Source organism: Paenibacillus oryzisoli, from assembly GCF_050467285.1.
Taxonomy (GTDB): domain Bacteria; phylum Bacillota; class Bacilli; order Paenibacillales; family NBRC-103111; genus Paenibacillus_E; species Paenibacillus_E oryzisoli_A.
In genome coordinates this window covers 341,168-366,214 of sequence record NZ_JBCMUN010000006.1, presented here as the reverse complement: position 1 = coordinate 366,214, position 25,047 = coordinate 341,168, and the positions used below count along the sequence as shown (strand labels likewise).

General features: G+C 54.1%; 22 protein-coding genes. 11 read left to right on the top strand and 11 right to left on the bottom strand.

Annotated elements, in window-relative coordinates; translation table 11 throughout:
* Positions 1 to 5: 5 nt before the first annotated feature.
* The gene (locus tag ABE504_RS10535) at positions 6 to 701 is read left to right on the top strand and encodes an AlkZ-related protein (protein ID WP_430087902.1); all 696 of its coding nucleotides are present in this window, start codon (positions 6 to 8) and stop codon (positions 699 to 701) included.
* Positions 702 to 944: 243 nt separating this feature from the next.
* The gene (locus ABE504_RS10530) at positions 945 to 1,343 is read left to right on the top strand and encodes a DUF3889 domain-containing protein (RefSeq protein ID WP_430087900.1); all 399 of its coding nucleotides are present in this window, start codon (positions 945 to 947) and stop codon (positions 1,341 to 1,343) included.
* On the opposite strand, the gene ABE504_RS10525 is transcribed toward ABE504_RS10530, so the two are convergent.
* The 6 genes from ABE504_RS10525 to hisS all read right to left on the bottom strand — a co-directional run bounded on the left by ABE504_RS10525 (position 1,338) and on the right by hisS (position 9,293).
* Positions 1,338 to 2,657: a replication-associated recombination protein A gene (locus tag ABE504_RS10525; RefSeq protein WP_430087898.1), complete on the bottom strand. Its 1,320-nt coding sequence runs from the start codon at positions 2,655 to 2,657 to the stop codon at positions 1,338 to 1,340. The genes ABE504_RS10530 and ABE504_RS10525 overlap by 6 nt on opposite strands.
* Positions 2,658 to 3,194: 537 nt before the next feature.
* Positions 3,195 to 4,730 (bottom strand): MFS transporter, encoded by a 1,536-nt coding sequence (locus tag ABE504_RS10520; protein WP_430087896.1) that lies wholly within the window; start codon positions 4,728 to 4,730, stop codon positions 3,195 to 3,197.
* A 13-nt stretch (positions 4,731 to 4,743) separates the two neighbouring features.
* Entirely contained in the window at positions 4,744 to 5,271 is a 528-nt protein-coding gene (locus ABE504_RS10515; protein WP_430087894.1) for a PadR family transcriptional regulator, read from the bottom strand.
* A 151-nt stretch (positions 5,272 to 5,422) separates the two neighbouring features.
* Positions 5,423 to 6,178, bottom strand: a complete 756-nt coding sequence (locus ABE504_RS10510; protein ID WP_430087892.1) for a tRNA threonylcarbamoyladenosine dehydratase — start codon at positions 6,176 to 6,178, stop codon at positions 5,423 to 5,425.
* A gap of 25 nt (positions 6,179 to 6,203) precedes the next feature.
* Positions 6,204 to 7,979: an aspartate--tRNA ligase gene (gene aspS / locus ABE504_RS10505; protein ID WP_430088682.1), complete on the bottom strand. Its 1,776-nt coding sequence runs from the start codon at positions 7,977 to 7,979 to the stop codon at positions 6,204 to 6,206.
* Positions 7,980 to 8,027: 48 nt separating this feature from the next.
* Positions 8,028 to 9,293: a histidine--tRNA ligase gene (hisS, locus tag ABE504_RS10500; RefSeq protein WP_430087890.1), complete on the bottom strand. Its 1,266-nt coding sequence runs from the start codon at positions 9,291 to 9,293 to the stop codon at positions 8,028 to 8,030.
* 494 nt (positions 9,294 to 9,787) lie between these two features.
* Here hisS and ABE504_RS10495 point away from each other — a divergent pair, with 494 nt between their 5' ends.
* The 7 genes from ABE504_RS10495 to ABE504_RS10465 all read left to right on the top strand — a co-directional run bounded on the left by ABE504_RS10495 (position 9,788) and on the right by ABE504_RS10465 (position 18,165).
* Positions 9,788 to 11,539, top strand: a complete 1,752-nt coding sequence (locus tag ABE504_RS10495) for a sensor histidine kinase (RefSeq protein WP_430087888.1) — start codon at positions 9,788 to 9,790, stop codon at positions 11,537 to 11,539.
* 3 nt (positions 11,540 to 11,542) lie between these two features.
* Entirely contained in the window at positions 11,543 to 12,349 is an 807-nt protein-coding gene (locus tag ABE504_RS10490) for a response regulator transcription factor (RefSeq protein ID WP_430087885.1), read from the top strand.
* 137 nt (positions 12,350 to 12,486) lie between these two features.
* Positions 12,487 to 14,160, top strand: coding sequence for an extracellular solute-binding protein (locus ABE504_RS10485; protein ID WP_430087883.1), 1,674 nt, complete (start codon positions 12,487 to 12,489; stop codon positions 14,158 to 14,160).
* A 74-nt stretch (positions 14,161 to 14,234) separates the two neighbouring features.
* The gene (locus tag ABE504_RS10480) at positions 14,235 to 15,125 is read left to right on the top strand and encodes an ABC transporter permease (protein WP_430087881.1); all 891 of its coding nucleotides are present in this window, start codon (positions 14,235 to 14,237) and stop codon (positions 15,123 to 15,125) included.
* Positions 15,126 to 15,143: 18 nt separating this feature from the next.
* Complete coding sequence (locus tag ABE504_RS10475) at positions 15,144 to 16,028, top strand: carbohydrate ABC transporter permease (protein ID WP_430087879.1); 885 nt, start codon at positions 15,144 to 15,146, stop codon at positions 16,026 to 16,028.
* Positions 16,029 to 16,055: 27 nt separating this feature from the next.
* The gene (locus ABE504_RS10470) at positions 16,056 to 16,865 is read left to right on the top strand and encodes an endonuclease/exonuclease/phosphatase family protein (RefSeq protein ID WP_430087878.1); all 810 of its coding nucleotides are present in this window, start codon (positions 16,056 to 16,058) and stop codon (positions 16,863 to 16,865) included.
* Positions 16,866 to 16,872: 7 nt separating this feature from the next.
* Positions 16,873 to 18,165: a CehA/McbA family metallohydrolase gene (locus ABE504_RS10465; RefSeq protein ID WP_430087876.1), complete on the top strand. Its 1,293-nt coding sequence runs from the start codon at positions 16,873 to 16,875 to the stop codon at positions 18,163 to 18,165.
* 109 nt (positions 18,166 to 18,274) lie between these two features.
* On the opposite strand, the gene ABE504_RS10460 is transcribed toward ABE504_RS10465, so the two are convergent.
* The gene (locus tag ABE504_RS10460; protein WP_126142578.1) at positions 18,275 to 18,580 is read right to left on the bottom strand and encodes a winged helix-turn-helix transcriptional regulator; all 306 of its coding nucleotides are present in this window, start codon (positions 18,578 to 18,580) and stop codon (positions 18,275 to 18,277) included.
* A gap of 153 nt (positions 18,581 to 18,733) precedes the next feature.
* Between ABE504_RS10460 and ABE504_RS10455 the strand changes: the two genes are divergently transcribed.
* On the top strand, positions 18,734 to 19,126 hold the full coding sequence (locus ABE504_RS10455; protein ID WP_430087874.1) for a DoxX family protein: 393 nt from the start codon (positions 18,734 to 18,736) through the stop codon (positions 19,124 to 19,126).
* Positions 19,127 to 19,318: 192 nt separating this feature from the next.
* On the top strand, positions 19,319 to 19,630 hold the full coding sequence (locus tag ABE504_RS10450; RefSeq protein WP_430087873.1) for a hypothetical protein: 312 nt from the start codon (positions 19,319 to 19,321) through the stop codon (positions 19,628 to 19,630).
* Between the two features lie 97 nt (positions 19,631 to 19,727).
* On the opposite strand, the gene ABE504_RS10445 is transcribed toward ABE504_RS10450, so the two are convergent.
* From ABE504_RS10445 to ABE504_RS10430, 4 genes are all read right to left on the bottom strand, one after another.
* Entirely contained in the window at positions 19,728 to 21,623 is a 1,896-nt protein-coding gene (locus ABE504_RS10445; RefSeq protein WP_430087871.1) for an FAD-dependent oxidoreductase, read from the bottom strand.
* Positions 21,624 to 21,872: 249 nt separating this feature from the next.
* On the bottom strand, positions 21,873 to 22,046 hold the full coding sequence (locus ABE504_RS10440; RefSeq protein ID WP_164716600.1) for a hypothetical protein: 174 nt from the start codon (positions 22,044 to 22,046) through the stop codon (positions 21,873 to 21,875).
* 229 nt (positions 22,047 to 22,275) lie between these two features.
* Positions 22,276 to 22,716 (bottom strand): D-aminoacyl-tRNA deacylase, encoded by a 441-nt coding sequence (gene dtd, locus ABE504_RS10435; RefSeq protein WP_430087869.1) that lies wholly within the window; start codon positions 22,714 to 22,716, stop codon positions 22,276 to 22,278.
* A gap of 15 nt (positions 22,717 to 22,731) precedes the next feature.
* Positions 22,732 to 24,918: a RelA/SpoT family protein gene (locus ABE504_RS10430; RefSeq protein ID WP_430087867.1), complete on the bottom strand. Its 2,187-nt coding sequence runs from the start codon at positions 24,916 to 24,918 to the stop codon at positions 22,732 to 22,734.
* Positions 24,919 to 25,047 lie beyond the last annotated feature (129 nt).

The window sequence follows — 25,047 nt, the reverse complement described above, 5'->3', positions numbered from 1 at the left end:
CGGTTATGGCAGCACCGAACGAAACTTCGCTGAAAGCAGACACCTATGAGGACGTTATTCGCATTGTGGAAGAGGTTCAGCTTCTCCCCCTCTCTTCCTTTATTCCGGAGCATCTCTCGCTGGAATCCGTGACGGTGCATGAACAATGGCACACCGGCCTTGTCACTGATCCGTGGCTATGGCGCGACCGGCTGCCGGGTGACGGGATTGCGGCTTACGGCCGCTTTTTCGCCAAAAAGCCGATGCTGATCCACAAGTCGCTGTTCCCTCTTGTAAAAAATGTGTTGGAAGAGCCCTATTCCGTCGACGAACGCTACGCGGACGGCGAGCTGTCCAAGGCTGCGGTCGATGTGTACCATGCGATTGAAGCGCATGAAGGCATCGATGTGAAACAGCTGCGAGCGGTAACAGGCTTGAGCGGCAAGGAGTCGAAAAACGAATTCGATCGAGCGCTCGTTGATCTGCAAAGCACGACCGACATTGTGATCTCGGGCATCAGCGAGCGGCTGAACGCCAGCGGCACCAAGAACGGCTGGAACAGCACGTGCTATATGACAGCTTCCCACTGGATGGAGCTGCATGGGATTGCGCCGAATACACTGCCGACGCCGGAGGCGAAGGCGCAGCTCAAGGCGCTGCTGGAAGCGCAGTTTAGCGAGGCGGCGAATGTGTATTTGCGTAAGATTTTTAAACTAAAATAAAAGCTGCCTAACCAGATAGCCCCCGATCGTCCTCGCAGTCGCTGCGAACGGTCGGGGGCTTGTTCGATTTTACCGAAATTGCGCGGATTTACCTGGACGCTCGTTCGTATGCTTGGCCTCCCTGCCGCAAAGGCTAAGAGGCAATACAACTAGCTGTAGTTTCTGCAAGAAAGGGAACACCCCTGCCTACTTCAACCGTATTGGCTGGGGGGAAATTTCATTTCGAAAGGCGGGAACCCGTTCATGCACACCTGGATGTTGATGATGGTCATGCTAAATCTTCCTGCACCAGGCCAGCTGGGGATGGCGGAAACGAGCCCGACAGTTGCTGTTCAAGCGGCAGGCCCCGGCTATACCAGGCAAGCGCCGACTCCAGCGCCAAATTTGGATCCCGGGTATGCCAAGTGGAGCCGGATTGCCTTTCAGGAAGCTGGCAAAGTGTACACACTGCTTGATTACAAATATCTCGGCAAATCGGACGTGGCCCCAGGGGTCGCGCAGCAGCAGTTTCGCTTCTGGGCACGCCATCAAGGCAAAGAGTTTCCGCTCATAGTTACGATCCGCTATGATCCGGTTTCGGAGCGCATTTTCGCTATTCTGATGGAACAGGAAAATTTAAGAGGGAGCCTGCGGATGTTATGAATCCGCCTGCATCCCTCTTCTTTTGTGTTGATTTTGTTGGATTTTGCCTTCGGTGCCTTGCTCGGAAGCCTCGAAGATGATTTCATGCCTGATTTCATCCGGTAAGTATTGCTGCTGCACGTAATGCCCCGGATAGTTGTGCGGGTACATGTAGCCTTTGTGTCCGAGCTTCTCCGCGCCTTTGTAGTGTGTATCGCGCAGGTGTAAGGGGACGTTGGCGGATTTGACCCGCTCCATGAGCTGCTCCGCCTTCATAATCGCAAGCGGAATGGAATTGGACTTCGGGCTCTCCACGGCAAATAAAATTGCCTGGGAAATGATGTACTTCGATTCCGGCCACCCGATCTTGTGATACGCGTCCATCGCGGTGACCGATTGCACCATCGCCTGAGGGTTCGCCAGGCCGATATCCTCACTGCAAGCGACGATCAGCCGCCGCAAGAACGTCATGGGATCCATGCCGAGCTTCTCGACGGCATAGAGGAACCAGAACAGCGCGGCGTCGCTGGAGCCGCGCACGCTTTTGTGAAAAGCGGACAGAACGTCATACTGCGTCGACTCGTCCGCTTTCACGATCGGGCGGCGGATGGACTCCTCCGCCACCTCCAGGGTGATCCGAACCGTGCCGTCCGGTTCGGGCGAAGTCGTCAGCGCTGCTAGCTCCAGCGCGTTGAGGGAGCGGCGGATGTCGCCAACGGCCATCCGCGCGATGTGCTCCAGCGCCTCCTCGTCCACGTGGAGGCGCATGAAGCCGAGCCCCTTGACGGGATCGGCGATCGCTCTGCGCATGGCGATAAGCGCATGCTCCGCCGTGAGGGGCTCAAGCTGAAACAGCGTCGAGCGCGACAGCAGAGCCCCGTTCACATGGTGGAACGGGTTCTCGGTCGTCGCCCCGATGAAGATGAGGATGCCCTGCTCCACGGCCGGCAGCAGCGCATCCTGCCGCGAGGTGTTGAAGCGGTGCACCTCGTCCAGGAACAGCGTCGTTTTGCGGCCGTACAACGCTTTATTCGATTTGGCGACTTCGATAATCTCGCGCACGTCTTTCACCGAAGCGTCGACGGCGTTGAGTTTCATGAACTCGCCCTGCGTGCGGTTGGCGATGATGTTCGCCAGCGTTGTTTTGCCCGTGCCCGGCGGGCCATAGAGCAGGATCGAAGTTACCTGGTCGGCTTCGATCGCGCGCCGCAGCAGCTTGCCTCGGCCGACGATATGCTCCTGGCCGATATATTCATCCAGCGTAGTCGGCCGCATGCGGTCGGCCAGCAACTTGCTTGTCGGATCCTGGGAAGAAGCTAATGTGAATAAATCCATGTGTCGTTTCCTTTGCGATATAATGGAGTCGCTTCCCACGCCCAGCCATGCTGTTCGCGGCGACATAATTGATCTGGCAGGGAGTACCTATCTCTCCATTATACTCCGCTTGGCTAAGCCTGTCATGTTTCCGCCCTGAATGAAAAAGAGAGGCTCCCCAAGGTCGCCACTTGCCCCCTCAGGAAAACCCCTTTGTTAGCTCACAACTTCTTCGCTTTCGCGGGCTCTGAATTTCACGTTCATTTCCGCGCAGCCATAGTAATCAACCGAGTAATTGAACTGCCAAATTAACGAACTGGAATTCCTCCAGCTTAATCACATCTTTCCCGCTGATAGAGGGGCCTGAACTGGAATTTCTCCATCTCTTTTCCGCATATCCGACAATTCCGCCGATAAGCATGAAATGAACTGGAGGTTTTCCAGTTAAACACCCCTATTGGAGCTAACTGCACCACCTGAACTGGAGAAATTCCAGTTAATGACGAACCGCAGCTGAATTGTCACCTGCACATGCTTTGCACACGATACCCCACACGCTTATACCGACGGCGTCGCCGCCTGCTCCGGCATCGCTTCCTGCGGCTTCACCGGCATCGCAAACTTCAGGGGCCCGGCGATAACAGCCGCCAACAGGCCGAGCGCGCCAAAGGCGATGCACAGCACAAAGCCGTGATTGATCGCCGTGCCCAGCGAGTCGCGCAGGAAGCTCGCTACCTCTTGCGGCAGGGAGCTGCCGGCGCGGATCAATTGCTCCGGGTTGCCCATCGATGCGATTTTATCCGCCGGAATCCCGTGTGATGCTGCCCCGTCTTGGATCAAAGACGTGTAATTGTTGTTCACAATCGTCGCCATAATCGATGCGCCCAGCACACCGCCGATATTTCGCCAGAAGCCGACAATCGAGGAAGAGACGCCGATGTATTTGCGGTCTACGCTTTGCGCCACGGCGTTTTGCGCCACGCTCATCAGCGGGCCGATGGCGCCAAGGCCAAGCACCACCATCAGGAAAATCATGTACAGTTTGCTGGCATCGTGACCGACGATGCTAAGCAGATAGCTCACAATGATGCCCATCGCCATGCTGAACGCGAAGACGGTGCGGAAGCTGAAGAACCGCTGCAGGAAACCGAACCCGACGGCGCCGACCATCAGCGAGAACATCATCGGCGTCAGCAGGCCGTTGGAATTCGCTTGCCCGAGCACCGCGGTCGAGAAAATCGGCAAGTACGCAATCGCCGCAAACATGATGGCGCCTTGGCAGAGGCAAGCGAGCACGGTGCCGAGCACCATCCGATTTTTAAACAAAGGCAAGGGAAGAATCGGTTCAGACGCTCTCCGCTCCACTTGAATGAACAGGAAGCCGACAACGATGGCTACCCCGATCAAGCTGACGATTTGCCAAGAGCCCCAGGCGTAATCTTTCCCGCCGAATTCGAGCGCCAGCATGAGCGAAACGGTCGAAATAATAAGGAACAACGTGCCGACATAGTCAATTTTGGGCTTGCGGTCGGAACGGGATTCTTTCAGCGCAAAGAACAGCACGAGGAAGGATAAGACGCCCAGCGGCAAGTTCACATAGAAGCACCAGCGCCAGCCCCATGTATCGGCGAGCAGCGTCCCGATTTGCGGGCCAGCTACCGAAGATAAACCGAAAATGCCTGCGAATACGCCAGAAAGCTTTGCCGCCTGCTTCGGATCCGCAAAAATCGTATAAATAATCGTAAACGAAATCGGGAAAATCGCGCCTGACCCAATCCCTTGAATCGCTCTGTAAATGATCAGCTGCGTCATATCCTGCGCCGTTCCGCACAATGCCGACCCGATCAGGAAGATCGAGATCCCGATTAAATAGAACAGCTTGCGTCCGAACATATCGGACATTTTGCCGAAGACGAGCATCGTACTGGTGGACGCCAGCATATAGGCAGTGAATACCCAACTGATTTTATCAAAACCGTTAATATCGCTAATAATATGGGAGATGGCCGCCGACGTCACAGTGTTATCCAAGGCCGACATCAAGAGCCCCAGTGCCATCGCTAAAATAATAAAACCTGCTTTCTTATTCCCCATTGGTGCTTTTCCCTCACTTCTCGTTCGTTTTTTTCAATCGCTCAATGCCTTGCGTTAAAGTACGAATCAAGCTTTCCTTGTCGCTGATGCCAATCTGAATGCAAATTTCCTGCGTCGGCGACATCTCGGGCTTATAAACTTTATACATCTCTGTTAATCGGTTCAATTTGTCATGCGCATCCTGCAATTGGTTCTCCAGCATACCGATCATAACGTCTTTCTCGAGAAACTCGCCGAAAAACATGCGTGTCATCACGTCGGACTTGAATTCGTTCCGCTCGATGGGACCGTGCAAATATGCTTGAAACAACTTCTTTCCTTCCTCGGTAATGGTGTAAACGTTCTTGTTCGGTCTCCCCTCCTGGATGACGCTCATCTTTGAAATGTAGCCCTCCTTCTCCAACTTGCTCAAGGTCGGATAAATGGTACCGAAGCTTGCGTTGTAGAAAAAGGAAAAAATCGACTCCAGCCGATGCTTAATGTCATACCCCGACATTTCTCCCCTCATCAACAAGCCTAAGATTACGTCCTGACTGTTCATATGCGTTATCCTCCAAGTTCAATTCCAATTCTGTCTGAAAATAAAATATCACATTGATATATATCGAGTCAATATATATTAATTCGATATATGAACTAAATTACAAAAAAAGATGCCCTCCCGAAACGAATTTCGGAAAAGCATCTCTTTTTTACTTCTTCACCAGCCCTGTTTCAAGCAGATCCTTCACGGCGACACTCACCATGATCAGGCCTGCCACAGGCGGCACATACGCATTGCTCGCAGGCGGCTGCTTCGCTTTGCGGATCTCCGGCGCGTTGGCCGGTACGATTTGCTCCGTCACGTCTTGCCGCGGCTTCATCGGCTCTTCGGTCGAGAAGACGACCTTCACGCCTTTTTTAATGCCCTCTTTGCGCAGCCCCTGACGAACGACACGGGCAATCGGGTCCATACTCGTCTTGGAAATGTCCGCGACCTGGAACTTCGACGGGTCCATTTTATTCGCGGCACCCATGGAGGAGACGATTGGGATTTTACGCTCCAGACATTGCTTAATCAAATGGATTTTGTACTCGATCGTATCGCTCGCATCCAGCACATAGTCAATCGGATACGAGAACACCTGCTCATACGTCTCTTCCGTGTAAAACATCCGCAGCGAAATGACATCGCACTCCGGGTTGATCAGCTTGATGCGGTCGCGCATCAGATCCGCCTTCGGCTGGCCGACGGTCGTCGTCAGCGCGTGAATCTGGCGGTTGATGTTCGTGATGTCCACCACATCCTTGTCGATCAGGATGAGGCCGCCGACACCGGTGCGCGCCAAGGCTTCTGCAGCGATGGCGCCCACACCGCCGATGCCGAGCACGGCCACCGTACTGTTTTTCATGACCTCCAGCCCTTCCGGGCCGATAGCCAGTTCAGTTCGTGAAAATTGATGAAGCATCGGAACACGTCCTCTTCAAAAATTCTTAGGCTTTCGCAGGCTGCTTCAGCGCTACGCGAATCGACAATTGGTCAAGCTGCTTGTCGTCTACCTCTCCCGGAGCGTCCATCAGCAAATCGGTTGCGCTTGCCGTTTTCGGGAAAGCAATCGTTTCTCTGAGATTCGTTCTGCCTGTAATCAGCATAACCAAACGGTCGAAACCGAATGCAAAACCGCCGTGCGGAGGCGTACCATATTCGAACGCTTCCAGCAGGAAGCCGAATTTGTCATACGCTTCTTCTTTGGAGAAGCCGAGTGCGGCGAACATTTTTTCCTGCACATCGCGTTGATAGATCCGCTGCGACCCGCCGCCGACTTCATAGCCGTTCAAGACAAGGTCATACGCTTGCGCACGGATTTGGCCCGGATCCGTATCGAAGAAGTGCAGATCTTCCTCGTTAGGACGCGTGAACGGATGGTGCTCCGCCACATAGCGCTTCGCTTCTTCGTCCCAACCGAGCAGCGGGAAGTCGACAACCCAAGCGTATTTGAAAACAGAGTCGTCGATCAGACCGAGCTGACGGCCGATTTTCAGACGCAGGTTGCCGAGTACGTCAGCAACGACTTTCTTCTTGTCGGCGGAGAAGAGCAACAGGTCGCCTTCTTCCGCGCCCAGACGCTCGGTCAGCGACGCGATTTCCGCTTCGGTAAAGAATTTGACGATCGGCCCTTTGAATTCGCCGTCTTTCACTTGAATCCACGCAAGACCCTTCGCGCCATAACGTGCGGCAAACGGCAGCAGATCATCGATCTCTTTACGGCTCCAAGTGCCGCAGCCTTTGGCATTGAGTGCTTTAACTTGGCCGCCGCCCTTCACAACGTTTGCAAACACTTGCACGCCGGATCCGGACACGATGTCGGACACGTCTTGCAGCTCCAGGCCGAAACGAAGGTCCGGCTTGTCAGAGCCGTATTTGCCCATCGCATCCGCGTATGTGATGCGTTGGAACGGGCGAGGAATGTCTACGTTCGCCGTTTCTTTCATCAATTTCACAACAAGCTCTTCAAGCAGATCAAGCAGTTGATCCTGGGACAGGAACGACGTCTCAATGTCGACTTGCGTGAATTCCGGTTGACGGTCTGCGCGCAGATCCTCGTCGCGGAAGCAGCGAGCGATTTGGTAGTAGCGCTCAAGACCACTAACCATCAGCAATTGCTTGTAAATTTGCGGTGATTGCGGGAGTGCAAAGAACTCGCCCGGGTGCACACGGCTTGGCACCAGGTAATCACGTGCGCCTTCCGGAGAGCTTTTCGTTAAAATCGGCGTTTCTACGTCGATGAATCCTTGGGAGTCCAGGAAATTGCGGAAGACGTTCGACGCTTTGGAACGCAGCATCAGCGTGCGCTGCATTTCCGGACGGCGAAGGTCCAGATAACGGTATTTCAAACGAACGGTTTCGTCCACGTCTACGCCGTCTTCAATGAAGAATGGAGGCGTTTTGGCCGCGTTCATAATTTCAATTTCCGTTACGCGCACTTCGATTTCGCCTGTCGCGATGTTTTTGTTCACCGTTTCGGCATCGCGCTCGACGACGTTCCCTTTTACCGCCAGCACGTATTCGTTGCGCGCACGGTCAGCGATCGCCAAAGCGTCGCCGGAGAAATCAGGGTTAAATACGATTTGAACGAGACCGCTGCGGTCGCGCAAATCGATGAACAAGACGCCGCCTAAGTCGCGTCGGCGCTGAACCCAACCGTTAAGTGTTACTGTTTGACCAACCTGAGCTTTCGTAAGCTCGCCGCAATGATGTGTTTTGAGCATCATGATAAGAACTGCCTCCTCGAATGGGTTAATAATGCGCTGCGTGTTTTATGCGAATAGGGTCTTTGCCGCATTCGCAGCAAGATCCGCTAGACTAACTGTAACTTGTGTACCGGTATCCATTTTCTTCAGCGTAATTTCGCCGCGCTCCAGCTCGTCGTCGCCGAGAATCGCAACATAGGTTGCATTGAAGCGGTCCGCCGACTTCATTTGCGCTTTCATTTTGCGGCCCTGATAGTCCTTCTCCGCTTTCAGACCTTGCACGCGCAGCTGCTGCAGCAGCTGGGTGATCTGCTTCTCTGCGGCTTGGCCCAGCCCGATCAGATACACATCGAGCGGCTCCGGCTTCGGAATTTCGACGCCCTGCGCTTGCAGGACGAGCAGAATGCGCTCGAGGCCAAGCCCGAGGCCAACGCCCGGCTGGTCTGTGCCGTGGCCGCCAATTTCACCGACGAGGCCGTTATAACGTCCTCCGCCGCCGATCGTATCGATGGCGCCGATCCCTGCCGCTTTATACTCGAACGCGGTGTGCGTGTAGTAGTCGAGGCCGCGCACGAGGCGAGGGTTAATGCGGAACGGAATGTCCATCGCCGTTAAGTGCTCTTTCACCTGACTGAAGTGCGTCGTGCACTCTTCATCCAGGAATTCGAGGATATCCGGCGCGCCTTCCCCGTATTTCGCATCGATTTTGCAATCGAGAATGCGCATCGGGTTACGGTCGTAACGGGACTGGCAGTCTTTGCACAGCTTCTCCTTCACCGGCGCAAAGAATGCTTGGAGCTGCTCGCGATAAGCCGTACGAACCGACGGCGTACCGACCGAGTTGATCTCGACGGTCACTTCTTTAAGCCCGATTTCTTTGTAGAAGGTGTAGCCTAATGCGATCACCTCGGCATCAATGCTCGGATCGACCGAACCGAACGCTTCGATGCCGAATTGGTGGAACTGGCGGTAACGCCCCGCCTGCGGCTGCTCATACCGGAACATCGGCCCGATATAGTACAGCTTCGTCAGGTCAGGAACCCCGTACAGCTTATTTTCGACAAACGCTCTGACGACACCGGCCGTGCCTTCCGGACGCAAGGAAATGCTGCGATCTCCTTTATCCATGAACGTGTACATTTCTTTCTCAACAATATCCGTCGTTTCCCCGACGCCCCGTGAAAACAACTCCGTGCTTTCAAAAATCGGCGAACGAATTTCTTTATAATTGAAACGCTGGCATAGTTCTCTCGCCTTGCTCTCCAGGTACTGCCATTTCTCGACTTCGCCCGGGAGAAGGTCCTGTGTGCCTTTCGGCTTCTGAATACTCATCTCATATCAACCTCCCTTATCTCTTCTGGAAAATAAAAAAATCCCTCATCCCCGACTTTCGTCAGGGACGAGAGATTTGATTTTCACAAATTCACCCGCGGTGCCACCCAGCATTCAGACGATTGGTGTTCATGTTCGAACACGCAGCAAAACGTCAGCTCTTAAGCGGTTAACGCCCGCAATTCGCACAGCTGCTACTCAGCATGTCTGAAACATGCCGTTCCCAACCGGTCCTCTGGGAAGTCTGTTCATTCGCTCATCAACGGAAGCTTGCAGCCTGGACTTCCTCTCTGAAGATGTGGGGGCGAACTACTTGGTCCCTTCAATGGATCTTCATTCATTTACATTACTGTATATTGTAATCATTGGCAGAAACAAAGTCAAGCGTCAGGCGCTAAACCGGGCTTTAACGTCAGATTAGCAACACAGGCAGGAATTGCCATGTGCTCTATGGAACTGTCAGAGAACTCTGAAAAGTGAGGTGACTAAGCGCCATGACATTCGCTCGAACCCAGCCTCGGCCCAGGCGCGGCACGATCCCGTTCACCAAAAAGCCTTATTCGCTGCGTTCGCGCCTGATCCTGATCTTATTCTTAAGCTCGCTTGCTCCGCTAATTATTCTGGGGAGCATTTCGTATTTTTCGATGTATGCGATTTTGAAAAATAAAGCCGAAGCCGGCGTCAAAAGCAATCTGCATCAAGTACTCATCTCGCTGGAAGATACGCTCAGCCAGCTTAATCATACGTCGCAGCAGCTCGCTTTTGACGGAAGAGTCGGCAAAAGCTTGGAAAGCTACCTCGCCGGCGACGGCTACATGAAGAAGCAGCTAAGCGATGAAATTCGCAGCGAGCTGGGCTTGATTCATTTTACGAATCCGACGCTGGGTCTCATGTTCTATTACCTCGGCAAAGAGCGGACGACTCTGTTCGAAACTTACAGTTTGAACGGCGCTGTCGATTTACGCAGTCTTCCCGTTTTGTTCCAATTCAACAACATTCGCTATTTCGGGCCGCACATGTCGCTTAATCCGATCGATGGGCATATCGTGCTGTCGATCCTCCGCCAGGTGGAACTCCCCGACCGCGACGATGTGTATGTGTATATCGAGACGAATTTTCGCCTCGCCGAAAGCATTATTAAGAACGACCAATATGGCGGCAATCTGATTCATGTGATCGTGGACGACAACAACACCGTCGTGTACAGCGAAAATACGTCCGCGTTCCCGATCGGAACGGATGCAGCGAAATATACGGCGGCCAAGATGCGCAGCTCCTACTATACATACGAGGAAAGCAGCAACCAGTCTTGGAAAGTGATAGCAGCTATTCCCAAGTCCGTCTACCGCGCAGAAATTAACCGTTGGATAATGGAGTTCTCGCTGTTTGCCGTTGCGACATTGGCCGCGAGCTGCCTGATAGCTTGGTATATTTGGCGCACGATGTACCGCCCTCTGTCGCAGCTGAACAACGACATCCGCAACGTGCGGAGCGGCAATGGCACTTTCCAGGTGCGCTCTTCGCCGATTTTTGAATTTGCCGTCATTCACAAGGAATTCGCCGACATGCGCACCCGCATCGGTGAACTGATCTCGGAAGTGGCGCTCAAGGAGCAAGGCAAGGCACAGTTGGAAGTGGAAAAATTGATGGCCCAGATCAATCCGCATTTTATTTACAATACGCTCGACACGGTTCGTTGGCTGGCGCGGGGCAACGGGCAGAAAGACATCGACAAGCTCGTCTCCACCTTGAACAAGGTGCTGCATTACAACCTCGGCAAAGGCGGCCCGGCCAAAATCAGGGACGAACTCGAGGCGCTTAAGCAGTATGTAGAGCTGCAGGGCATCCGTTACAACTTCCAATTCGTCGTGAACATTCGCGCCGACGAAGGGGCGCTTGAGCTGCCGGTACCGCGCTTTATTTTGCAACCGCTAGTGGAGAACGCACTATATCACGGTTTGGACGAGAACGGTGTCATTGAAGTCGACGTCGCCGAGGATAACGGCACTCATATCGTGATCAGTGTGTCCGATAACGGCGAAGGCATGTCCGAGACCGACATCCAGCGGCTGCTCAAGGGTGATACTGCCGACCGCAAGCGGGTCGGACTCGGTATCGGCCTGAACTACGTATATCGCATGGTCAAATTTCAATTCGGAGCGGACGCTTCGTTCCATATCGAGAGTCGGGAAGGCTTAGGAACGACGGTGCGGCTGCGGCTGCCGATCCACTATGAGGAGGCGTGAGTCATGATAAAAGTGTTGGTCGTGGATGACGACCATCTGGTGCGCAGAGGGTTTATTTCGATGATGCCCTGGGGCAAGTACGGGCTCGAAGTCGTCGGGGAAGCCGGCAACGGAAGAAAAGCGCTCGAGTTTCTCGCGGAGCAAGACGTTGACTTGCTCATTACCGATCTGGCGATGCCGGTGATGTCGGGCATTGAACTGATGAAGCAGGTAAAGCAGACAAAACGGGACCTACATATGGTGGTGCTTACGTTTCACCAGGATTTCGAACTTATTCAAGAGGCTCTGCGGCTCGGCGCACTCGATTACATCACGAAAGTCGAGCTCGAGCATGAGCAAATGGACGAGGTGCTGCAGCGCATCGTGCAGCGCATGCAGGAACAGACGGCGTCCGCTGCGATGACAACGAAGCCGGAACTTGCCGCAGAGGAAGCCATGGAAGACGACGGACAACGATATTCGGCGGAAGTGCGCGCCAGCATCAAGAGAGCCGTCGAACTCATTCGGGACGGGCTGCAGGAAGAGCTGCACCTGCCGGAAGTGGCGCTCCGCGTCAATATGAGCCGGAGCTACTTCAGCCGCTGCTTTCACGATCTCGTCGGCAAGACATTTAACGACTATGTGCGAGAGCTGCGTGTCGAGCGCGCCAAATCGCTGCTTAAGACGACGTCGCGCAACATCGGCTGGGTAGCCGCGCAATCCGGGTATCCGAATGAGAAATATTTCGGCAAAGTATTTCGCGAGCTGACCGGCGTGCTGCCGAGTGAGTTCCGTAAAATGGAGAAAAGTCACAAAACATCCTCCAATTAGTGCACTTTCGTCTACAAACGCTTACAAGCGAGAAAAACCCGAGACGGTTTGCTCCTGATTCTAGGACGCAAGCTGACGCCGGAGGCTGCGTTGTTCTTTATGATGGGGATGTAGCGACGATATAAGGAGGGGATAGCATGAAAACAATGAAAGCGCTTATCGCACTGACGGTGGTGTCGGCACTCGTAACAGCTTGTTCGGATAAGCCTGCGCAGCAAGGGGCGCAAGAGACCGCCCAGGATACGTCCAAGGGGCAGAACGCTTCAACCCCATCGGCTGCGCCGGCAGCGAAGGTAGATCCGTTCAAGATGCCGAACCCGGTCGAGATCACGACGTTCAAAGGTGTGACGCCGGGAGCCAAGCTGCCGAGCGGAGATACGGTCGAGGAGAACCAGTACACCCGGTATATTAAAGACAAGACAAACATCAGCTTCAAGTTGTTATGGTATGCGAGCGGGCAGGATTATACGCAGAAGCTGAAGCTGGCGGTGGCCAGCAACGATTTGCCGGACATGATGCTGGTCGACGAGCAGACGTTCCTGTCGCTGGCGGAAGCCGGCCAACTCGAAGATTTGACGAAAGTGTATGATGCCTACGCAGCTCCGCTTACGAAAGAATTGTACGCCTCCACGCAGAACAAGGCGCTCGACAAGGCGAAGTACGGCGGCAAGCTGCTGGCGATCCCGAACATCAGCGTGCAAGCCGACTCCGTCAGCATGGTGTGGGTACGCAAAGATTGGCTCGACAAGCTCGGCCTGCAGCCGCCGAAGACGATGGATGATCTTGTGAACGTGGCGAAGGCGTTCGTTGAGAAAGATCCGGACGGCAACGGCAAAGCGGATACGATCGGCTTGACCGGCTCGGATACGGCGCTGTCAATGCCTGGAAAAGCCAGCTTCCACAACTTCAAGCCCATCTTTGAAGCTTACGACGCTTTCCCGAGCAACTGGATCAAGGACAAATCCGGCAGCGTCGTCTACGGCTCGATTCTGCCGGAGACGAAACAGGCGCTCGGCAAGCTGCGCGACATGTACGCAGCTGGGCTGATCGATAAGGAATTCGCGCTGCGCAAAGATGTGAACGCGCCTGTCGTCAGCGGCCAGGCCGGCATCTTCCTCGGTCCTTGGTGGGCTGGCGGCATGCTGATGGATACATACACCAACAATCCGAAAGCCAACTTCATCCCGCTGCTCCTCCCTGACGCGAAAGGGCAAGTGAACAATCTGATGGTGCCTGTCAGCAATACGTTCCTCGTTATGAAGAAAGGCGTGAAAAATCCGGAAGCTGCGGTGGTCTATGCCAACACGTTCATCGCCGCACAACGCAAAACCGATCCCGACGCTTTGAAGCTGGATTTCACGATTGATGCCTCCTATTGGCCGATTGGCAACGCAACGTTCGATTACGCCGACGCCGTCGAGCGCAAAGCCGACATGCTGAAAAAGGCGTTAAGCGGAGCAACGAAGCCCGAGTCGCTGACGCCGGAAGTGAAAGTGCTGTATGATTACGCGAAGCAGGATCAAGCCAACCCACGCGGCGACCTGAAAGTCTGGAAATCGTATTACGGCTACACCGAACCGGCCGAAGTGCTCAAGCAGCCGCGCAGCAACATCTACAGCGAGTTCACGGCGACGACTAAGACAATGGATCGCAAATGGGCCAACCTGCAAAAGCTGGAAAGCGAAACGTTTTTCAAAATCGTCATGGGCCAGCAGCCGCTTGATTCGTTCGATAAATTCGTCACCGACTGGAAGTCGCAAGGCGGCGACGACATCACGAAAGAAGTCAGAGACGAAATCAGCAAAAAATAACCGGCGGCGAGGCACCTCCTTTCACAAAGCGGGCGGTGCCTCTTCGTTAATTGAAACGGAGGTGCGACGCGGCTATGAACTTCAAATCGTATTACAAGCACTATCATCTTATGCTGTGGCCGGGCGTCATCCTGCTGCTCATCTTCCATATCGTCCCTATGTTCGGCATCGCCATTGCCTTTCAGGACTTCAAGCTGGGACTCGGCATCTGGAAATCGCCCTGGATCGGCTTCGAAAATTTTACTTATTTGCTGCAGCTGCATGATAGCAGCGTTATTTTCTATAACACCGTGTTTATTTCGCTGTGCAAAATCATCGCCCATCTCATTATCCCACTCTTCTTCGCCATCCTGCTGAACGAAGTAAGGATTATGGCCGTGAAACGGTGGGTGCAGACGATCGTCTATTTACCCCACTTTTTATCCTGGGTCATCTTGGCGGGCGTTGTGATCGACCTGCTGTCGCTGCAAGGGGTTGTGAACCATACGCTGGCATCGTTCGGCTTCGAGCCGATTATGTTCCTGGCCAGCAACAGCTGGTTTCCGGCGATCATTATCGGCAGCGACATCTGGAAGGAATTCGGCTTTGCTGCGATTATTTATTTGGCCGCCTTGGCAGGCATTAACCCGAATTTGTTCGAGGCCGCGGAGATGGACGGCGCGAATCGGTTCCAGCAGCTGCTGTACATTACGCTGCCGAGCCTGCTTCCGACCGTCATCCTTCTCGCTACGCTCAGTATCGGCAACATTTTGAACGCCGGCTTCGATCAGATTTTCAACCTGTACAACCCGCTAGTCTACGATTCCGGCGACATCATCGACACGTACGTTTATCGGGTAGGTCTCGTACAAGCCCAGTACGGCTTCGCGACCGCTGTCGGGCTGATGAAATCGGTCATCGGCTTCCTCTTGATCGTGATCTCCTACCGCATCGCCTATCGGTATGCCAATTACCGCATCTTCTAGTGAAAGCTGGTGAGCCCTATGGTACGCAACAAAACATTCTCGGCAAGGCTGGCGGATGCGGCCATTCTGCTGTCCATGCTGGCGATTTCGTTCCTCTCCCTCGCTCCGGTGCTGCATACGATCGCCGTTTCGTTCAGCGACAACGCCAAGGCGGCCGGAGGTCTGGTGAAATTATGGCCAGTCGGCTTCAATTTCGCTTCCTATCAGAAAATCATCGTCGAGCCCCATTTTATTCACTCGTTCTTCGTCTCGGTCAAGCGGGTGCTGCTCGGCGGGTCGATCAACTTCGTGCTGACCGTCTTGATGGCGTATCCGCTGTCGAAGAGCGAAAAAGAGTTTCCGTATCGCGGTGTCTACACGTGGTTCTTGCTGTTCACGATGCTGTTCAGCGGCGGCATTATTCCGCTTTATTTGACAGTCAAGACGCTTGGCATGTTTAACACGCTGTGGGCTTTAGTGCTGCCGGGCGCGGTGCCGGTGTTCAACGTCGTGCTGCTCATGAACTTTTTCCGCAATATGCCAAAGGAGCTTAGCGAGGCGGGTTATATGGACGGGGCCGGGCCGTGGTTCATGCTGCTGAAAGTATTTTTGCCGCTGTCCCTTCCGTCGCTAGCCACTGTCACGTTGTTCAGCATCGTCGGCCATTGGAACTCGTTTTTCGACGGCATGATTTTCATGCGGAGCGTAGAGTACTATCCCTTGCAAACGTACATTCAACAGCTTGTCGTTCAGCTGAATACAATCGATCTCGATTCGACGCAGGCGGCGCTGCTCGAGAAAGTGTCCGACAAGACGCTCAATGCCGCCAAAATCGTCGTCTCGATGACACCGATTCTCATTATTTATCCATTTCTGCAAAAATATTTCATTCACGGCATTATGCTCGGGTCCGTCAAAGAATAGAAACTGTGCGATGGGAGTGGCACGTCTGTGGAATTCACTGTAATGACGTTTAATTTGCGCTACAACGAAAAGAAAGACGGAAACAACGCCTGGCCGCACCGGGTCGATCAGGCGGCTGATCTGATTCGCCGCTATCGTCCCTCTGCGATCGGGACGCAGGAAGGGCTGCTGCCGATGCTGGACGATTTGCAGGAGCGGCTTCCCGGCTACACTTGGGTCGGTGCAGGGCGCGGCGGCGGTAATGAGGATGAACATAATGCGATTTTTTACGATACAAGCTTGCTGCGCGTGCAGGAATGGGGCCAGTACTGGCTTTCAGAGACGCCGGAGCGGCCGAACAGCGTCAGCTGGGACAGCAGCCTGCCGCGCATCTGCACGTGGGCCCGGCTGCAGTCGATTGCGGAGCCGAAGCTCGAATGGATGCTGTACAACACGCACCTGGACCATATCGGGCAGGAAGCCCGCGTGAATGGCGCTTCTTTGATTCGCAACCGGATGGGTCGCTATGCCGGGGCGGCTTCGGCTGCAAGTGCGTTGGGTTCGCCGCTGCCGGCCGTGCTCACCGGCGATTTCAACGCCTGGCCGAGCAACCCGGCGATCGTGCGGCTGCGCAGCGAGCTGTTCGACGCTTACCGGATGCATGACGGCGACGTCGGCCTAACCGCGCACAGCTTCCATGGCGGTTCGGGCGGGCAGCCGATCGATTACATTTTCGCTTCGGAAGGCGTGCACGTACTGGAAGCGCAAGTGATCCGCGACAACGTGGGCGGCCGCTATCCGTCGGACCATTATCCGGTGCTGGCGCGGATGCGCATCGAACCCCGCGGAAGGGAGTGACAAGCAAATGCCAAAGCAGATGAATCAAGTCGTTGTGGAGCGAAAACTTACGCGTCGCATCGACAAAAGCGAGGAAAGCCGCTATGTGGAGCTGCCATTTGAGTTGCCGGAACGGGCCTGCACGCTGCACGTTTCGTACAGTGTTGAATCGCATGACGCCGGTGCTAATGCAATCATTGACCTTGGCGTGCGCGACGACCGGCGCCTGCGCGGCTGGAGCGGAGGCGCGCGCAGCGAATTCCGCATCGAGCCAGAGCAGGCGACCCCCGGCTACATCGCCGGCGAACTGACGCCCGGCGATTGGGCCGTCGTGCTGGGCGCCTATCGCGTGCCGGAGAATGGCTGCACGGTATATGCGACCGTGCGCTTCGAGCTGTGCACGCCGCGTTGGCTGCGCGGGGACTTGCACACGCACAGCGTCCACAGCGACGGCTCTTTCACGCTGGAGGAGAATGCGGCCGCGATCAAGGCGCTCGGCTGCGATTTTATTGCGATGACCGATCACAACGCGATTAGTCAAAACAGCACCTATCCTCGGAACAGCGGCGTCGTTATGATTCCCGGCATGGAATTCACGACGAACTTCGGACACAGCAATTTTCTCGGCATAGACGATCCGCTGGATGATTTCCGCGTCGTCACCCAAGCCGATGTCGACCTCCGCATCGCGACGGCGAGAGCCCGCGGCGCGAGGATCGTACTGAACCACCCCCACTGTGAGTATTGCCCGTGGCTGTGGGACTTCGCTGCCGACTATGATTGGGTGGAAATATGGAACGGGCCATGGACGGAGCGCAACGCCCGGGCTTTAAGCTGGTGGCAGGAGCAGTTGGCCGCCGGCCGTCGGCTCGTCGCCGTGGGAGGCAGCGACACGCATCGGCCTCATCCGTACGTAAAGCACGCCTACCCATGCACATGGGTGCTCGCAGACTCGCGAACGTCGGCGGGCGTATTGAACGGCATTGGCCGCGGCCATACGTTTACAACCTTCTCCCCCGATGGGCCGTTCGTCGAGCTGCTCTGCGGCGATGCCATGATGGGCGATACAGTGCCTGTTGGAGATGCAGCTCCCGAGCTTGTGACAGTGCGTGCCGAGCATCTGCTTCCCAGCGATGAGCTGCGTGCCATTAGCGAGCACGGGTTGGAGCGGAGTTGGATCGCCGATGGAGATACGATGGATGTAAGCGTGGAGCGAGACGGGCTGTATTTTGTCCGCGTCGAAGTGTGGCGCTGGTTTGAGCAGGTGCAAAGTAAGCTGCTGGCGGCCGTGACGAATCCGATCTATTTTGATCGGCCGTGACACCCCTGAAAGCGAAAAAGCACATAAAGCCTTCAACCGAGTTGGAGGTCCTTTATGTGCTTTTTTTGTTTACATTTTGGTGCTAAACAAGCCACAGGCTGCTATATATTTAATGATGGTCGGCCCATTTCTGCAATTCGTCCATCACCGGCTTGAGTCCTTTGCCCTTCTCCGTCAGTTCGTACTCGATCCGAACCGGTGTTTCGGGATACACATGACGCACAATAATATCCGCGGCTTCCAGTTCCTTGAATCGTTCGGAAAGCATACGGTCGCTCATGCTGGGAATCAATACGGATATATCTTTAAACCGCTTGGGTCCAGTTAAAAGCACATGGATGATTAACCCTGTCCAACGTTTTCCCAGAAGCTCAAATGCGTTCTCGAATTTCGGGCACAGTTGATAGTCTTCCATAAAAATCATCTCCTTCGAGTTTTACAAAACGGTGCAACGGTTCCTATAAAACAATTTTAACATAGTCACTTGACAAAAGTAAGTGCTTCGTAATAATATACTAACATAAAGTAAGTTATTAAACAAAATTTATTTAAAGAGGAGTTGTTAGTCATGGCAACTGGACTATTAATTATTCGTTTGATCATCGGTTTATCGATGGCGGCGCACGGCACACAAAAGGTGTTTGGCTGGTTTGGCGGCTACGGCCCGAAAGGTACAGGCGGATTCTTTGAATCTATCGGCATTAAGCCAGGCGTTCTGATGGCGGTTCTTGTCGGACTCGCTGAGCTTGGCGGTGGCTTGCTCTTCGCCGCGGGACTTTGGACCGCTGTCGGTGCAGCACTTATCATTCTCGTTATGCTAGGCGCTATATTCACCGTGCATTTGAAAAGCGGCTTCTGGGTCACTTCCGGCGGCATTGAATACCCGCTGATCCTCATTGCGATAGCCCTTGGCGTCGCCTTGATCGGTGGCGGCGACTATGCCATCGACGCCCTGCTATAATGATATGTACCCGCCTGGCCTTGCGGCCCGGCGGTTTTTTATTGAAGATAAGCCTGCGGCGTATAGGCCACAGGTTTCTTCGCATTTTCAAAGCAATTTCATTTTTTCCCCTACGTATATTCATGCTAATTTGTCATATACATGTACCAACAAGGCAAGAAGCCTTGAATAATCCATCTGGAGGCTGTAAATATGACACTACAAAACGAGTTTCAAGAAGATCGTCAAGATCTCGTGGTGCTTTTCTCTGAGGAATCCGAATCGGAAGCCGAAGTTGAAGAAGAAATAGCTGAAGAAGCAGCCGACGAGGAAAGCGAAGACTCCTCCAGCGAATCAGAAGAATCCGATGAAGCCGAGGAGGACGAAGAAGCGGAAGCGGAAGAAGAAGAAGCGGGCGACGCGGAAGAAGAAGCCGACGCGGAGTCTGGCGAGGATGATGAGGCGGAAGAAGACGAAGAAGCGGAAGCTGAGGATGAATCTGCAGAAGCCTCCGACGAGGACTAGGTTTTGTAACCGCCATCATTATCATCATCCAAAACACTTTCTAAAAACATAAGAGCCCTACTGCCACATCCGCTGCGGCAATAAGGCTCTTTTTGTTTTATGGCTTGCCCGTCAGGCCAACCTTCAAATCTTTGATCAGCACGTAGGTGTCGCCGTTCGTCAGCTTTTGCTTGTCGGCAATCAGCGACAAGGAAGCTTCGTTCAGCAATTTGCTCGCAACCAGCTTCGCCTGCGCATCCGCTGGCGTGCTCGCTATACCTAGAGCTTGTGTCATGGTATAGGTCGCTTGTTCAAGTGTCAGCGGGATTTTATCCGCATTGTCCAGCTTCGCGATCGCTGCACTGGCGTCTCCCTTCCAAGCGTCCGGTTTCATTTTGCGCGCACCGAGCACAAGGTTCACCATTCTTTTCGGATTGGCGGCATCGTCCAGATGGAAGTTGTTGTCGTAAGCGCCTGCCGCAAGACCTAGAGTCAGCGCCGTCTTAAGTGCATCAAACTGCTTATGCTCCATAAATGGCTGAGCCTTGATCGCGATTGGCTGCACGACCATGCCCTGCTTGTTCAACTGCGCTTGCAGCTTGGCAATGCTCTCCTTGGACGCGGACAGCTCGCGGAACGTCTTGTTCTCCAGCTTCGCCTGCGCCGCCGCTGCACCCGCGGCCTCTCCTTCCGCCATACCGGTCGGAATGACGCGCGCGCTGCCGTGCGGCAGCGTATCATAGCTCGCCGCGCGACCGACAACGAGCAGCCCGTCCACCTTCAGCGGCACGAGGCTGCGGAACGGAATCGCATACTGCTTCGGTTTGCACACGACGGTGCCGGAATCTGTCGGTGAAATGCGCTGAATGTCAACCGGATAGGACCCGAAGCCGATGCGGTCCCACTGATCCGTATTCGTGCAGACGTCGACAATGCTAAGTCGGTATTCCCCTTGCATATGCCGGGTTTCCCGAACATACAGCTCAGGCGCAGTCGCATCCAGCTCCAGCGTTGAAAACTCAGGGAACGTTTTCTTCATGTAGTCAACAACGTTTGGCAGCTCTTGCTTGCCGATATCGAACGCTTCTTTCACGGATTGCGGATTGAACGTGTCGACGCCGAAAATTTGCAGCGAGTTGATCAGCACGGTGTTGTCGTTCTGACGGCCCATGTTAAGCCCGCGCATCTTGGCTCTTGTCTTATTAATTGCCGGATAATTGCTCATTTCTTTGTAGCCATAGACGCTCACTTCATTAACGCCCGAATTGACGTCATCATCGCCATTGAGGCGCTTCGCCATCAGGTCCCATACCTCCGGTGTCACACCACGAAGCCGGAACGCCAACGTGACTGCCATTTTCGAGTTGGGATCGCCAATATCCTCATGGCCGATCGTAAAGCCGACACCCGCCGCGGCGGCAACATCCCCGTCTTGCGTCGCGTCGATGACCGACTGCGCTTTCACGGTTTGCGTCGTGCCGTTGGCAAGGGTAATCGTCGCGCCTTGCACAAGCGATTTCCCCTCCGCCATCAGCGGCGCGATTTTGGACGTGCCCATGAGCACGTCGATGTTCTTTTCATTTTTGACCAAATCATAGAATGCATTGGCCGCTGTATTCACATCGAAGGAATCGCCTTCAATTTTGGCGTACCACTCGGAGAAAAAGCCTTTGTTCCACACATCGTCCTTGCCGAGCAGCGTCTTCCCTGTCGAATAGTTCATATCGATGGAATTGATCCAGCCGAGCGTCATCAGACCGCCCAAAATCTCGCGATTGCGCCCGTCAACGAGCAGCGTGCTCAGACCATTCCTCGCCGCGGAAACGGCCGCAGCCACGCCCTCAGGGTCCGTACCGACGACGATGACATCATAGCTGTCCTTCGCCTTCTTCACGGATTTGACTTCTTCCAACGCCTGCTTGGCATGCTTATTCGAGCTGTCCACGTGCAGATTATATTGATACACCAGCGATGCAGCCGCCGCCAACACCGTCAAAACAATCAAGATCGTCATCCACCAAACCCACGCCCGGGAAGTCGATCGGTTTCCATTCCTGTTAGCCATTACGATAAAAGCACCCACCTTATCTCTCGCATTTGGAACTATTATGCCATTTGTTAGTTTACCACAATTTGCTGTCAGTTGAGAAATTTGTCGCAATTGTAACTTGTGTGGGGCCTGCTCTGTCCTTGTACGGCTGCCGACAGCCCGCATAAAATAAAAACCGCAAGCACTGTCGACCAGTACGCGCGGCTTCGGCTTTTACCGATATGATTTTTTCGGAATGCTCTTCATCTGTTCCTGGGCGGATGTAAACTCTCTGCTGATCTCTACATCGGCAAACGCCGCGGCTTGGCTCATCCGTTCCGCAAAGCTCGCATGCTGCCACTGCTGCTCCGCTGAGGTCATCATTTTCTCTTTGATTGATTGGCGCATGAGTCGGCTCCTTCCGGCTTGGGCGTGTCTGAAAACCCGCTCAGGGGCATCATTCACCACCTTTTCGCCCCCTGCTGCGTCACTTTCGCTTGACGTACCCCCGGTACGCCTTCACAAAAGTTCCTTGCATGGAACGAAAATTCGGCAAAATCGCGGCCCTCGGAGCATTCAGACTTGCCCTGGGTTCTACTTGCTAGTATACCCAAGCCTTCTCTTGCCCATCCCGCTTCTACTTGCTCTCTATAATGAGCGTAACCGGCCCCCAGTTCGTCAACGACACGTCCATCATCGCCCCGAACACGCCCGTCTCCACCTGCAAGCCCTGCGCGCGAAGCTCCCGATTAAAATAATCATAGAGCGGCTCCGCCTGCTCCGGTCTTGCCGCCGCCATAAAGTTCGGCCGCTTCCCTTTTCGGCAGTCACCGTACAGGGTGAACTGCGATACCGATAAGACGCCTCCCTCAACCTCTTGCACGGACAAGTTCATCTTCCCGGTTTCATCTTCAAAAATGCGCAACCCGGCGATTTTCTCCGCTGCATATTTCGCATCCTGCTCCGTATCCTCGTGCGTAATGCCGACCAGCAGCATCAGCCCCCGTCCGATCTCGCCAACCGTTTGTCCATCGACGGACACGGCTGCCTGCTTGCATCGCTGTACCACTACTCTCATCGCAATCTCCTTGCCTTACGTCTGCATGATCCGCGAGACCGAATACACATCTTTCACGCGTTTGATTTTCTCCACAACGGACTGCAAATGATCCAAGTTTTTAATCAAAATCGTCATATGAATCGTCGCCATTTTATTTTTATCCGAACGGCCCGAAACGGCCGAAATCATCGTCTTGCTTTCCGAGACGGCCTGCAGCACTTCGTTCAGGAAGCCGCGGCGGTCATGGCCGGTAATTTCAATCTCAACGTTGAAGTTCGATTCGACCATATCGGCCCAATCGACCTCGATGACGCGCTCCTCTTCGCCCATCGCCGTCGGAATGTTCGTACAATCCGAACGGTGAACAGACACTCCGCGTCCGCGCGTAATATAGCCAATAATCTCGTCGCCGGGCACCGGATTGCAGCAGCGGGCAAAGCGCACCAGCAGATTATCCACGCCCTTGACGCGCACGCCGTTCGTCGGACGAGGCTTCTTATCGGTCGCAGCCGGCGCCTTGACCTCTTTGAGCTCGCTGCTCAGCTTGATCATCTGCGCTTCTTCCTGCTCCTTGCGCATCTTCTCCGTCAGCTTCGTGCAGATTTGTGCCGCCGTAATGCCGCCGAATCCGACAGCGGACAGCATATCTTCAATATCGGCAAAATTGTACTTCTTCGCCGCTTCCAGCATCTTCTCGTCGCTCATCAGCGTGGACGGCTCGATGGCCAAGCGCTTCAGCTCTCGTTCAATCAAATCGCGGCCCTTCTCCACGTTCTCCTCGCGCTTCTCTTTCTTGAACCACTGCTTGATTTTGCTGCGCGCGTGCGAGGATTGCGCAATTTTAACCCAGTCCTGGCTCGGCCCGTAAGAGTGCTTGGACGTCAAAATTTCAATAATATCGCCGGTTTTGAGCTTATGGTCAAGCGGTACAATCCGCGAATTGACCTTCGCGCCAATCGTCCGATTTCCAACTTCCGTATGAATCCGGTACGCAAAATCAAGCGGCACCGATCCCGCCGGCAGCTCAATGACCTCGCCTTTCGGCGTAAATACAAAAACAAGATCCGAGAAGAAGTCCATCTTCATCGATTCCATAAATTCCGAAGCGTCCTGCGTCTCCTGCTGCAGCTCCAGAATTTCACGGAACCAGCTCATTTTATCCTCAAAAGTGCCCGACGGCACGACCGATCCGCCTTCTTTGTACGCCCAGTGCGCGGCGATCCCGAATTCCGAGGTGCGGTGCATCTCCCACGTGCGGATCTGCACTTCCAGCGGCTCGCCTTTCGGGCCGATGACCGTCGTATGCAGCGACTGGTACATGTTCGGCTTCGGCATGGCGATATAGTCCTTGAACCGGCCCGGCATCGGCTTCCACAGCGTATGAATAATACCCAAAGAAGCGTAGCAGTCTTTGATGTTGTCCACGATGACGCGCAAAGCCATCAAATCGTAGATTTCGTTGAACTGCTTGCCGCGTGAACTCATTTTTTTATAAATACTGTACAAATGCTTCGGTCTTCCGGAAATATCCCCTTGAATCCCCATTTCGTCCAGCTTCTCTTTGATGCTGTGAATAACGTCCTCGATGTACTGCTCGCGCTCAGTCCGCTTCTTCTGCATCAGATTGACGATCCGGTAATACTGCTGCGGATTCAAATAACGGAGGGCAATGTCCTCCATTTCCCATTTGATCGTCGAAATCCCGAGCCTATGCGCAATCGGACAAAAGATTTCCAACGTTTCTTCCGCGATCCGGCGCTGGCTCTCCTCCGACTGATATTTCAGCGTACGCATATTGTGCAGACGGTCCGCCAGCTTGATCAGGATGACACGAATATCCTGTGCCATTGCCACGAACATTTTGCGGTAATTCTCGTTCTGCTGCTCTTCCTTCGATTTGAACTTAATCCGCTCGAGCTTCGTCAAACCATCGACGAGCATCGCGCACGTCTTGCCGAATTTATCAAGAACCGTTTCCAGTGAAACGGTCGTATCTTCCACGACATCATGCAAAAGCGCCGCAATCACCGAGGTGACGTCCATCTGCATGTTCACCAATATCTCTGCAACGGCGAGTGGATGCAGAATATAGGGCTCACCCGATTTGCGCACTTGGCCATGATGGGCTTCATCCGCGAATTCATAGGCCTCCCGAATCCTCTGCAAATCATTCTCCTTCAGATAGGCGGCGGCCTTCTCCAGCAGTTGCTCTATACCCATGCATCTACCCATTCCTTAAAGTGATTTTTATTCATTATGCCTGCAAGTCAGGCTCCTCGTCAAGGATTGACTGACAAGCGTTCGACAAAAAGCATCAATTCTCTATTTCCCGCTATGCTAAAAAGAGAA

Bases quoted from the DNA above. Each gene is read 5' to 3' on its own strand.
- ABE504_RS10535 (WP_430087902.1), top strand. From the start codon at position 6: ATGGCAGCACCGAACGAAACTTCGCTGAAAGCAGACACCTATGAGGAC.
- ABE504_RS10495 (WP_430087888.1), top strand. From the start codon at position 9,788: ATGACATTCGCTCGAACCCAGCCTCGGCCCAGGCGCGGCACGATCCCG.
- ABE504_RS10520 (WP_430087896.1), bottom strand. From the start codon at position 4,730: ATGGGGAATAAGAAAGCAGGTTTTATTATTTTAGCGATGGCACTGGGG.
- ABE504_RS10515 (WP_430087894.1), bottom strand. From the start codon at position 5,271: ATGAACAGTCAGGACGTAATCTTAGGCTTGTTGATGAGGGGAGAAATG.
- ABE504_RS10460 (WP_126142578.1), bottom strand. From the start codon at position 18,580: ATGGAAGACTATCAACTGTGCCCGAAATTCGAGAACGCATTTGAGCTT.
- ABE504_RS10475 (WP_430087879.1), top strand. From the start codon at position 15,144: ATGGTACGCAACAAAACATTCTCGGCAAGGCTGGCGGATGCGGCCATT.
- ABE504_RS10465 (WP_430087876.1), top strand. From the start codon at position 16,873: ATGCCAAAGCAGATGAATCAAGTCGTTGTGGAGCGAAAACTTACGCGT.
- ABE504_RS10510 (WP_430087892.1), bottom strand. From the start codon at position 6,178: ATGCTTCATCAATTTTCACGAACTGAACTGGCTATCGGCCCGGAAGGG.
- ABE504_RS10430 (WP_430087867.1), bottom strand. From the start codon at position 24,918: ATGGGTATAGAGCAACTGCTGGAGAAGGCCGCCGCCTATCTGAAGGAG.
- ABE504_RS10485 (WP_430087883.1), top strand. From the start codon at position 12,487: ATGAAAACAATGAAAGCGCTTATCGCACTGACGGTGGTGTCGGCACTC.
- ABE504_RS10525 (WP_430087898.1), bottom strand. From the start codon at position 2,657: ATGGATTTATTCACATTAGCTTCTTCCCAGGATCCGACAAGCAAGTTG.
- ABE504_RS10440 (WP_164716600.1), bottom strand. From the start codon at position 22,046: ATGCGCCAATCAATCAAAGAGAAAATGATGACCTCAGCGGAGCAGCAG.
- ABE504_RS10450 (WP_430087873.1), top strand. From the start codon at position 19,319: ATGACACTACAAAACGAGTTTCAAGAAGATCGTCAAGATCTCGTGGTG.
- ABE504_RS10490 (WP_430087885.1), top strand. From the start codon at position 11,543: ATGATAAAAGTGTTGGTCGTGGATGACGACCATCTGGTGCGCAGAGGG.
- dtd (WP_430087869.1), bottom strand. From the start codon at position 22,716: ATGAGAGTAGTGGTACAGCGATGCAAGCAGGCAGCCGTGTCCGTCGAT.
- ABE504_RS10480 (WP_430087881.1), top strand. From the start codon at position 14,235: ATGAACTTCAAATCGTATTACAAGCACTATCATCTTATGCTGTGGCCG.
- ABE504_RS10455 (WP_430087874.1), top strand. From the start codon at position 18,734: ATGGCAACTGGACTATTAATTATTCGTTTGATCATCGGTTTATCGATG.
- ABE504_RS10445 (WP_430087871.1), bottom strand. From the start codon at position 21,623: ATGACGATCTTGATTGTTTTGACGGTGTTGGCGGCGGCTGCATCGCTG.
- hisS (WP_430087890.1), bottom strand. From the start codon at position 9,293: ATGAGTATTCAGAAGCCGAAAGGCACACAGGACCTTCTCCCGGGCGAA.
- ABE504_RS10530 (WP_430087900.1), top strand. From the start codon at position 945: ATGCACACCTGGATGTTGATGATGGTCATGCTAAATCTTCCTGCACCA.
- aspS (WP_430088682.1), bottom strand. From the start codon at position 7,979: ATGCTCAAAACACATCATTGCGGCGAGCTTACGAAAGCTCAGGTTGGT.